The organism is Streptomyces sp. AP-93 (assembly GCF_022808175.1).
Taxonomy (GTDB): domain Bacteria; phylum Actinomycetota; class Actinomycetes; order Streptomycetales; family Streptomycetaceae; genus Streptomyces.
In genome coordinates this window covers 162,351-173,050 of the sequence record NZ_JALGBX010000018.1, presented here as the reverse complement: position 1 = coordinate 173,050, position 10,700 = coordinate 162,351, and the positions used below count along the sequence as shown (strand labels likewise).

Below are 10,700 nucleotides of genomic sequence, written 5' to 3'. Positions count from 1 at the left end.
AAGGGAGCCACCGAGCCATGAGAGACCTGACGCAGGGGCAAGAGATCGGCCCGTACGTGGTGCGGCACGCCAGGCCCGAGGACGTGGCCGGCGCGCGGAGCGTCATGCTCGACACGTTCTACCGGGAGTTCGACTACGGGTACGTACCCCAGTGGCACGACGACGTCGTCGACATCGACAGCACCTACCTCACGCACCCGCGCCACACCCTCGTCGTGGCGGTCCTGGGCTCGGAGGTGGTCGGCACCACCGCGCTGAACTCCCGGGGCCCCGCACACCCCCCGCACCCCCGATGGCTCACCGAGCGCTACCCCTCGGGGCGCACGGCGCAGCTCCTACGGGTGTACGTACGCCCGGACCACCGCCGACACGGTCTGGCCCATTCCATGGTCAGGACAGCCTGCGAGTTCGCGGCAGGCGTCCCCGGCTACGACGCCGTCTACCTGCACACGAACGTCGACATCCCCGGCGCGGAAGCCTTCTGGCGCAGCATGGCCGACGAGGTCTGCGACGCCCGCACAACCGGCGAACACGGCGGCTACGGGACCGTCCACTTCGAGATCCCGCTCCCCGTCCCGGCCACCACCGGCCGACGCGGCGACTAGGCGAAGCCGGCGAGCTGGGCCTCTGTCCGCCCCCGACCTGGCGACCACCCAGTGCCTGCACGACACCGGCTCCGGCAACGTGGACGGCCCTCCTTCACGGGGTTGATGCGGACGGATCCTTCATTCGCCGCCCGGCTTGGACTCCATGGCCCGCTCGGCTTCCCCGGAACGCTTCTCCATCTCGTCCGGCGGAACGTCCTCGATGTGCGTGGCGATGCTCCAGCGATGTCCGAACGGGTCCTCGAACTGGCCGGTGCGGTCGCCGTAGAACTCGTCCCTGATCGGCCGCAGCTCGGTGGCACCCCGGGCAAGGGCCTTGGCGAAGACCGCGTCGACGTCCTCGACGTACACGTGCAGGGTGACGGGCGTGCCGCCCACCGACTTCGGTGAGCGGAAGCCGATGTCGGGGTACTCGTCCGCGAGCATGATGACCGAGCTTCCGAGCTCCAGCTCGGCGTGGCCGATCTTGCCTCCGGATCCCGCCATCCTCATCCGCTCCCGTGCGCCGAGCACGGAGGCATAGAAGTCGATCGCGGCCGCGGCACCGTCGATACAGAGGTACGGAGTGACGCGCGGATATCCCTCGGGAACGGGCTGGACGCTCACCGGCCACCTGCCTTTGCGGACCGTGGCGGCCACGCCGACCGCCATCTGCGACCAGAGATATCCCGAAGGTGACGCACACGTGCCGGCGGCGCGCGGCGGCCGGGCACCGGATGCCCCAAAAGGGCTGCGGGCCCGGCGGGACGGTCGGCGCGCTCACCTACCGCCCCACGCGCCACTGCACGCGGCGGCCAACGAGGTCCCTCCACCCCACCGTCGGCGCCGCAGGCGCGTACCCGCGAGGTGGAACCCACGCACGGTCTCGGCGGCGCGCGGAAGTCAGCCGCCGTCGCACCTGCCACCTCGCACCCCACTCGCAGACGGACCGATCAGCCGAGGACACCTTTCCGCACACCGGTCTCCTCGTGCGCCTCCCGGACAGCAGCAGCCTCGCGCGACTCCCCCGGCTCCACCTTGCCGGCAGGGAACTGCCATGACAGGTCCCCCTCCGCGATGCGACGCCGCACCAACAGCAACCGCCCGTTGTCCACCACAACAGCGGCGGCAACAGGCCGCTCAGACTCATCGGCCACAGAGACCACAGCCTCCTCATCCAACCTGGACTCGGCGATACGCAGGGACGTCCGTGATCGCCAGGTCGCACCCTTCCCTTTCCTACGTCGCGTAGCTATCCCTACCGCCGGGATCACGGTCCCAGCCAGCGGCGATCCGCCGCCAGAAGCCGCCTCCGCTGGGGGGAATCTGGGGGGAATGAGGCCTCGCTGGGGGGGCGGCTGGGGGGAATCGGCTGCATATCAAGGGCAGCAGGGTGAAAGGCTCGGAAAGCTCTCGCATCACTTACGAATCGACTCAGAAGCGGCCACGGGGAGCCCCTGGGGAGAAACGGATGAGCGCCGGTCACTCCGCGGGTTCACTGCCGGATCCCTGGCGGGCCTGCTCGTAGCGGACGTCCTGCAGCTGGCGCTCACGACGCTGAACGAGACCAGGGCAGTGCAGTCCTCACGCCAACTGGCGGGCGCTGCGAGAGTAGTTGCTCAACCGGAAACGCTTGCTTCGACCCGGCCGGGATCTCGCCAGGCTCCGTCCCCATGCGGCGGGCCTGCCCGATGGTGAGCACCCACGCGAGTACGGCGTTCAGCAGCATCAGGGGCCGGCCGGGCGCCAGATCGCGCCGGGGCAGAAGGACCCCCGGTGGGTCGGCGCAGGCGGGGCCAGGCGGACGTGCGGTGGGGCGTACGTATCTCCGGGGATGCCGTGTCCGGAGAACAGCTCCCGCTCAGCTCTCCATCCCGCGCCGGCCTCCGCCGCGGCGCTCGTGATTTCCTACAACCGTTGCCCGGATGGGCAGTTGGATCGGCCACTCTTCCGGGAGCGGCACCCACAAGCCGGCGAATGCCGACTACGATCACGGCGTGATGACAGCCTGGTCGCGTTCCGGCGGCACGCCGACCCTCTCGCAGGTGCGTCGGCTGGTCATCGCCGGGCTGGCTGCCTTTCTCCTCCTGCCCCTGTTGGGCGTGTGCTGCTCGCTGCCGGGACACCATGGTGGAGCCGCCGCGCCGATCGCCTCAGCCTCCCTCGCACATGCGGCGGGCCCGGCAGCAGGGACTGCTGCGGACTGCTCCGACGGCGAAGGCCACTCCACAGATGAGGGTGGGCGCCGCTCGACGAGCGGACCGTCGCGTGCCGCGGACAAGCCCGTCCTCACCGACGCGCTGGACGGGGGGCAGGCTTCCCAGCCCCTCGGGCGTACGCGACTGGCCGAGCAGTTGAAGCGATCCCCTGCCGCGCCCTGCGAACATCTCAGATCACGCATCGTCCTTCAGGTGTAGGCGTCGGAGCTTTCCGACGACACCCCACGCGTTGCGGGATTCACGGACTTGCCCACCGGACGGCGATATGTTCAGCCGTCTCGGCTCCTGGCGTCCAGATCTCCCTGGCCCCGCGCGCACCCGCCCGCGTCACTTTCTCCGTCCGTCGGCCGAGGAAGCGACTGCCGCACGGAGGACTTGTGCTCCCCTTTCCACCGCCACGCCTTGATCGCCGGCTTCCGTCCTGGCCCGGCATCCTGCTTGCCTGCGCGCTGAGCGTGCTGCTCCTGGCCGCCGTCCACTGCTCGTCCTACCTCGTCAACGACGGTCACCAACACCTCTCCCTGTCCGAGCCGGCCACGTCGGGCGGACACGAAGAGCTCCCACACGATCCCCAGTCACCGGACCGTCCTCAGCACGAGCACGGTTCCGCCTGCGTCTCGCCCTGCCTGACCACTTGGGCCTCAAGCGCGGTGCAGCGCCCGGTCGATACGACCGCAGTCCTTGTTTCGCTCGAGCCCGGCGCGGTGCACCCCACACCGGTGACGGCGGTGCTGTCAGACCCCGGCAGATCGCCCATAGCCCGCACAGGTCGCTCCACGTTGGCCGACGTCTGCCGGTGGCAGATCTAGACCACTCGTCCCGTCCCGCAGCCGCGCGCGGCTGCCGCACGCCGTCCTCCGGGGCCGGAACCCCTGTTCCTGATGCCCTCCGACCACGGCGTGCCCTCCGAACGAGTAGTCGAATCCACCGCGAACGAAGGCACAGCCATGCATTCTTCGACCACCGACACGTCAGCCACAGGCCGCACGGCCTTGTCAGAACTGGTGGGCAACACCCCCCTGTTGCGCATCTCCGAACCCCTCACCCCGGCGGGACGCGGCTTCTGGGCGAAGCTGGAGGGCTTCAACCCCGGCGGCATCAAGGACCGTCCCGGCCTGCACATGGTCGAACGGGCCCGTGCCCGCGGCGACCTGAAGCCGGGCGCGAGGATCATCGAGTCCACCAGCGGAACCCTGGGCCTGGGCCTCGCTCTGGCGGGCATGGTCTACGGGCACCCGATCACGCTGGTCACCGATCCGGGCCTTGAGCCGTCCATGACCCGGCTGCTGGTCGCGTACGGCGCCCAGGTCAACATGGTCTCCGAGCCGCACCCCACCGGCGGCTGGCAGCAGGCCCGCCGCGACCGCGTGCAGCAACTCATGGACCAGCACCCGGGCTCCTGGTGCCCGGACCAGTACAACAACCCCGACAACACCACCGCCTACACCCCGCTCGCCCTCGAACTGGCCACCGAACTACGGCACATCGACGTTCTGGTGTGCAGCGTCGGCACCGGCGGCCACTCCGCCGGCATCTCCCGGGTGCTGCGACAGCTCTACCCGGATCTGACGCTGGTGGGAGTGGACACCATCGGCTCCACCATCTTCGGACAGCCCGCCCGGCCGAGGCTCATGCGCGGGCTGGGGTCGAGCATCTACCCCCGCAACGTCGCCTACGACAGCTTCAGCGAAGTGCACTGGGTCTCCCCCGCCGAAGCCGTGTGGACCTGCCGCCAACTGGCCGGATCCCATTACGCCACCGGCGGATGGAGCGTCGGAGCAGTCGCGCTGGTCGCCGGCTGGCTCGCCCGGTCGCTTCCCGAGGAGGCACGGATCGCGGCCGTCTTTCCGGACGGCCCGCAGCGCTACCTCGGCACCGTCTATGACGACGGCTACTGCGCCGCCCACGGTCTGCTCGACTCCCCGCCCGCCCCGGAACCGGACCTGATCGGCCGCCTGGACGAGAAGGAGGTCACCCGCTGGACCCGCTGCACCACCGTCGTCGACCCGCTCACCCTCGCCGGTGGCGGCAGGAGCGACACCTCCGGCGCACCTGAGGCCCGGGAGGCCCTGTGAGGGACACGATCAAGCAGGTCCGCTCGTACGACAGCAGCGTCCAGCTCCTGATGTTCAATCAGTTCACCATCAACCTGGGCTTCTACATGCTGATGCCCTACCTGGCCACACACCTGGCCGGGCCGCTGGGCCTCGCGGGCTGGCTCGTCGGGCTGATCCTCGGCCTACGGAACTTCAGCCAGCAGGGCATGTTCCTCATCGGCGGGACCCTGGGCGACCGGCTCGGCTACAAGCCGATGATCATCGCGGGACTCGTGCTGCGCATCATCGGATTCGCGACGCTCGGCCTGGCGGAGTCGGTTCCCGCGCTACTGGCCGCGTCGGCGGCCACCGGCCTGGCAGGGGCCCTGTTCAACCCGGCCACCCGGGCCTACCTGGCGGCAGACGCGGGTGAGCGCCGCGTCGAGGCGTTCGCTCTGTTCAACGTCTTCTACCAAGCGGGCATCCTGCTCGGTCCGCTGGTCGGCATGGTGCTGACCAACGTGGACTTCAGCGTCACCTGCCTGGTGGCGGCCGGTATCTTCGCGGTCCTGAGCATCGTCCAGATCCGGGCCCTGCCCGCCCGTCGCGCCGCCTACGCCGACACGGCGGAGGGGGAGCGTGAGGGAATCCTGCGGCAGTGGCGGGGGATGTTCTCGAACCGTCCGTTCCTGCTGTTCTCCCTGGCCATGATCGGCTCGTACGTCATGACCTTCCAGGTCTACCTGGCCCTCCCCCTGGAGGTCAGGCGCCTGGGCGGTGACGGGTCGTTCGCCGCCGCCGCGGTGGCGGCCCTGTTCGCCGTCTCCGGGCTGAGCACGATCGCCTTCCAGACCAGGGTCACCGCCTGGTGCAGCGCCCGGATGAAACCGGGCAGTGCGCTCACCTGGGGCCTGCTGACGATGGGAGCGGCTTTCGTCCCGCTCCTCGCGGCCTCGGCGGTGCCGGTGCCGGACAGCGGGGTGGGTCTGTGGCTCCTGGCCGCGCTGCCGTCGGCCGTGGCGGCGCTGCTCCTCGCGGTGGGAACGATGATCGCCTATCCCTTCGAGATGGACACCATCGTCCGCCTCTCCGGCAACCGTCTCGTGGCCACGCACTACGGCCTCTACAACACCATCTGCGGAATCGGCATCACGGTCGGCAACCTGGGGATGGGCATGGCGCTGGACGCGGCCCATGAAGCGCGAGTGCCTGCGCTGCCCTGGCTGGCGCTTGTCCTGCTCGGCCTTGCCTGCGCGACGGCGCTCCACAGGTTGCACCGCACCGGCAGGCTGTCACCCGGGCCGGCAGAGGGGGAACGCAGGCCAGTGGCCGCCTGACCGACGCCGCGCCGTACGCGCGCGGGGCGGCGGCCACTGCCGCCTCTCCCTGCCCCGCTCGGTGAGGCTGCCGCAGCGACTCGGGACACGCACGGGAATGCGCGGGCCGGCCGAACACCGCCGGCCCGCGCAGTCCTGCTGTCCACGGACAGTGCTCGTCGAGGAGTCCACCGCCCGCCCCTCGCCCGGAGCCAGGCGCTGCTCAGACGCCGCTGATGGCGGTGACGGCGCCATCGGCGACGGCTCCGGTCAGCAGGGCGTGATCGGCCGCGGTCCGGTCGGCGTAGCGGAGGGCGAAGTCGGCGACGGCGCGGTCGAAGGTGTCGGAACCGCCCAGGTATCCCGCGATCGCAATACGGTCACCGGAGCGGGCATGGGCGCGCGCCAGCGCCCTGCCGCACAGCCCGGCGTACTGGCCGAGGAGGACCCGGGACATGGTCGCGACATCGGCCGATCCCTTCATGTCGCGCAGCTGCCGACCGTAGAAGTGGCGCCCCTCGGGGCCGCTCATCCAGCCGAGGAAGATGTCGCCGGTGGCCTGCAGAAGCCTCTGGCCCGACACGACCCGGTGACCGTGGTGATCATGACCGTCGGCCGGGAGGTGGCCTTGCAGGACGGACGGACCGGCCTCCTTGATCTGCAGGAAGAGCGGGTCGTCATCGTCGCGTCCGGCGAGCAGCACGATGTAGCAGCGGGTCCCCACGCTCCCGACACCGACGACCTTCCGTGCCGCGTCGACGAATCGGTACCGGTCCAGCAGGAGGCGGCGCTCCTCGGGAAGTGTGGTGCGGTACTCGCTGAAGACCGTGCCCACGGCCTGTGACTCGGCTCCGGCCAGCGGTTCCAGCAGGGGCGGATCGTGGACGATCCGCCGGCCGCCGTCGCGGACCTCGGTCAGCTTCTCCAGAGCACGAAGGCTGGTGCGGCCGCGGGCGCGCGCCAGCCCGGCCTCGACCCGGCCCCGCAGCTTGGGCTTGCGGATGAGGGGCAGCAGATCGGCGGTGTCGATCCGGTGGTACCAGACCTCCAGTTCGCCCTGCCCGGCGAGCTCCCTGATGGTCTGCCGGTAGGACCGGGCCGCCGAAAGGGCCGATCCTCTGGCCCAGTCGTCGCCGTGACCGTTCTGGCGGGCGGCCACCGAGACACTCGCGGCGAGCCGTTTGACGTCCCACTCGAAGGGGCCGGGCAGCGTCTCGTCGAAATCATTGAGGTCGAAGAGCAGGGACCGCTCGGGCGAGGCGAACATGCCGAAGTTCAAGAGGTGCGCGTCCCCGCACAGCTGGACGGTCAGGCCCGTGTCCGGCTGGGCGGCCAGGTCGGCCGCCATGACCGCGGCCGCGCCCCGCAGGAACGCGAACGGCGAAGCCGCCATTCGGCCGTAGCGGATCGGCAGCAGCTCCCGTACCCGGTCGGCCGCCTGCCGCTCCAGCACACCGACGGGATCGGGCCGGTCGGTCGACGCGGTCCACCGTCCGTGCGAAGCACGGCTGACGTTCTTGCGGACGGCCCGCCCGCGTCGGGACCGCTCACCCGGACTGGTCATGATCCGCTCCTTCTCGCCGGTCCCCCTCATCCTGAGCGCACCGCGCCTGAAGCGCATGTCACTGCCCGCGCACCCGTCTGCGCGGGACCTGGGTAACGAAAGCGGGTGGCACGGCATCTGCCGTGCCACCCGCTTTCGGTCACAGCACTAGCGAGCGAAGTATCCGAAGGCAACACCATTGGCCGGCAGGCCGCCCGAGCCGGGCTTGTACGTGGTCACGGGAGCGACCTTGCCGCCCTGGGTGACGTTGGACATCGGCAGCGCGTAGAGCGCACCGGCCGCGTTCGGCCCGAACGGCATCCCCACGTACAGCTTGGTCGCGGTGAAGTGGATGTTCTTGCCGAGCTGCTGGTTGGCCCCGGGCGTCCCGGGGATCCCGTCGCCGTCGCCCGCCTCGATCCAGCGGTCGTTCGGTCCGGCCGAGCCGGCCATGGAGAACGTGTGGATCGCGCCCGCCTTGGTCACGGTTCCGAGTGCCTCGCCTGGCGTGCCGACCGCGAGCCGCATGGAGGCCACGGTGCTGACCGAGCCCGGGGCGGTGTTGACGGCGGCCAACGTCTCGCCCATGCGGTCACCGGTCTCGGAGGTGCCGGAGACGTCGTCTTCCGCGGTGCCCTGCTTCAGCTCGCGCAGATAGCTCCAGCTTCCGTCCGCCTTGATCCGGATCAGCACCACGCGGCCCGCGTTGAGCCGGTTCTCGGTGCCCACGACCACACCCTCACCGGGCGAACCGATCGCGAGGATCGATTCGGTCGGGGCCGGGGAGCCCGTGGCCCGGAACGGTGCGACGGCCACCGCGTGGCCGAACTGGTCGCCCGCCTCGGCGTCACCGGAGATGGCGGCGCTGTCCTGGTCGAGACCGGCCAGCGGGGCCGGGCGGCCGTCGGCGTCGTACGCATTGGCGTCGAAGATGGCGACACCGCCCGCCTTCGCCTTGGTGCCGAGCGCCTCGTTGGGGGAGGCGATGGCGATGTAGTTGGCGTCCGCGGTCAGGGCGAAGCCGAAGTTGTCGCCCGCCTCGGGGTCACCGGGGACGCCCGGCTTCTCCTGGCTGATCGTCAGGCTCGTGTTGCCGTACACGTAGAAGGCGGTACCCGCGCCGGTGAGCGTGCCGATGGCCTCGCCGGGCGAGCCGATCAGCAGGTACGGCCGGCCGGCGTCGTTGACGGCCGCCGCGAGCGACTGCCCCATCCGGTCGTTGGCCTCGGCCGTCGACGCGGCGATCGCGCCGGTGCCCGCGCCCTGCTCGAAGGTCGTGGACTTGAGGGTGCCCGCGCCCAGGCCGCCCGCGGAGCCGTACAGGATGTCGACCTTGCCCGCGTTCGTGGCCGTGCCGATGGCCTCGCTCGGGGTTCCGGCCACCAGGTCGGTGAAGCCGTCCTTGTTCCAGTCGATGGTGGCGAGGGTCTCGCCGAAGTAGTCGTCCTTCTCGGAGCCGCCCGACACCCAGTCCAGGTCCTGACTGAGCTCTGCGGTGCCCTTGCCCGCGCCGTACACGACGCGGATCAGGCCGGCATTGGCGTTCGTACCGACGGTGGCCTGGGTGTCGGAGATCGCGATGTCCTCGGCGCCGTCACCGTTGAAGTCGCTCATGCCGGCCGGCTTGGGCGTGTTGCCGCCGCCGCCCAGCGCCGCGCCGAGGTCGATCCGGGACGTGGTGGCACCCGTGTAGATGACGGGGCGGCCGCTGTTCTTCAGCAAGGCCGTGAGGTCCGCGACGCTCTTGGCCGGGTAGGCCTGCTTGAGCACGGCAAAGGCGCCGGCCACGTGCGGGGTGGCCATCGAAGTGCCGTTCTTCGGGGCGTAGTTGCCGCCGGGCACCGAGGAGACGATGCTCGTCCCCGGGGCGAAGAGGTCGAGCAGCGGGCCCCGGTTGGTGAAGGTGGACAGCTCGTCGTCGTCGGTGGTGGAGCCGACCGTGACGGCGGAGGAGATACAGCCGGGGACGCTCACCGCGTCGGCGTAGCCGTTGTTGCCGGCCGCGATCACGGTGGCGACACCGGCCGCGAGCAGGTTGTCGACGGCCGCCTTCCGCGGGTCGGCGTCACAGGCGGCCGTGTAGTGGCCGCCGCCCAGGCTCAGGTTCGCCGCGATGACCGGCGTCCCCGCCTGCTTGATCTTCAACACCTGCTCCAGACCGGCCAGTTGGGCACTGGGGAAGCTGGCGACACACGGCACTTCGCCGGCACAGGAATCGGCCGTGTTGAACTGCGAGAAGACCTGGATCGCGATGATGTCGGCGCCGGGGGCGACACCCGTCTTCGGCGCCCCGGTGGCGCCCGTGCCCTTGCCCGCCGCAATGCCGGCCACATGGGTCCCGTGGTCGCAGGCGGTCAGGGTCGCGCACGGCCCGGAGTCGGTGTCGGCGGAGCCGGGACCCTCCTGCTCGGCGGCACCGTTGGGGCAGAGGCTGGTGGCGCCCAGATCCGGATCGATCGGCGAGAAACAGGCCTCGGCCTTGACCCGGCCCTTCAGGAACGGGTGCTGGGTGGCGACACCCGTATCCAGAACGGCGATCGCGGTGCCCGCACCGGTCTTTCCCGCCGCGGCCGCCGCGTCACCGCCGATGAGCGGGACGCTCTCGTCCAGCGACGCCGGCTCCGGCTTGTCCTCGGTGACGGCGATCACGCCCGGCTGGGCGGCGAGCCGGTCCAGGCCCGCCCTGTCCACCTTGAGCGTGACCACCGGCAGCGACTCGAAGTCCTGCTTCGTCACACCCGCGGCGGCCGCCTCGGGGAGGTCCGTACGGCTCTTGGTGAGAACGTTGACGCGGATGGTGCCGGCGTCGGCGGCCCGCGCGTACAACGGCGGGTCGACGACCCCGCTCGGGACCGCGGCCTTGACGGCGTCGGGGACGCTCGTCGGCGCGGCGGCCCGGGCCGGTATCGCACCGAGGGCCGTGGTCATCGCGACGGCGACGACCGTGGCCCAGATCTTCTTCTTCATGGTGCCTCGGGGAGCAGGGGGCCTGGCGTGGCCCG

Annotated in this window: 6 protein-coding genes and 1 pseudogene; 3 read left to right on the top strand and 4 right to left on the bottom strand. The window is 70.8% G+C overall.

Annotated features, from left to right (window positions below; translation table 11 throughout):
• Nucleotides 1-17 precede the first annotated feature (17 nt).
• A complete protein-coding gene (locus MTF69_RS27560) occupies nucleotides 18-605 on the top strand; it encodes a GNAT family N-acetyltransferase (RefSeq protein ID WP_243338852.1) in 588 nt (195 codons plus the stop codon).
• A 120-nt stretch (nucleotides 606-725) separates the two neighbouring features.
• Here the strand turns inward: MTF69_RS27560 and MTF69_RS27555 are convergent, their stop codons facing one another.
• Both MTF69_RS27555 and MTF69_RS27550 read right to left on the bottom strand, forming a co-directional pair.
• Complete coding sequence (locus tag MTF69_RS27555; protein WP_243338851.1) at nucleotides 726-1,211, bottom strand: VOC family protein; 486 nt, start codon at nucleotides 1,209-1,211, stop codon at nucleotides 726-728.
• 347 nt (nucleotides 1,212-1,558) lie between these two features.
• A pseudogene (locus MTF69_RS27550) lies at nucleotides 1,559-1,741 on the bottom strand (NUDIX hydrolase); the annotation flags it as partial.
• 2,009 nt (nucleotides 1,742-3,750) lie between these two features.
• Between MTF69_RS27550 and MTF69_RS27545 the strand changes: the two are divergent.
• Complete coding sequence (locus MTF69_RS27545) at nucleotides 3,751-4,878, top strand: PLP-dependent cysteine synthase family protein (protein WP_243338850.1); 1,128 nt, start codon at nucleotides 3,751-3,753, stop codon at nucleotides 4,876-4,878.
• On the top strand, nucleotides 4,875-6,176 hold the full coding sequence (locus MTF69_RS27540) for an MFS transporter (RefSeq protein WP_243338849.1): 1,302 nt from the start codon (nucleotides 4,875-4,877) through the stop codon (nucleotides 6,174-6,176). Before MTF69_RS27545 ends, MTF69_RS27540 begins: the two co-directional genes overlap by 4 nt.
• Nucleotides 6,177-6,378: 202 nt before the next feature.
• Here the strand turns inward: MTF69_RS27540 and MTF69_RS27535 are convergent, their stop codons facing one another.
• Nucleotides 6,379-7,719, bottom strand: coding sequence for a DUF2252 domain-containing protein (locus MTF69_RS27535; RefSeq protein ID WP_243338848.1), 1,341 nt, complete (start codon nucleotides 7,717-7,719; stop codon nucleotides 6,379-6,381).
• A gap of 147 nt (nucleotides 7,720-7,866) precedes the next feature.
• Nucleotides 7,867-10,665 carry a S8 family serine peptidase gene (locus MTF69_RS27530; RefSeq protein WP_243338847.1) on the bottom strand — a complete coding sequence of 933 codons (2,799 nt, stop codon included), beginning with the start codon at nucleotides 10,663-10,665 and terminating at the stop codon, nucleotides 7,867-7,869.
• Nucleotides 10,666-10,700 lie beyond the last annotated feature (35 nt).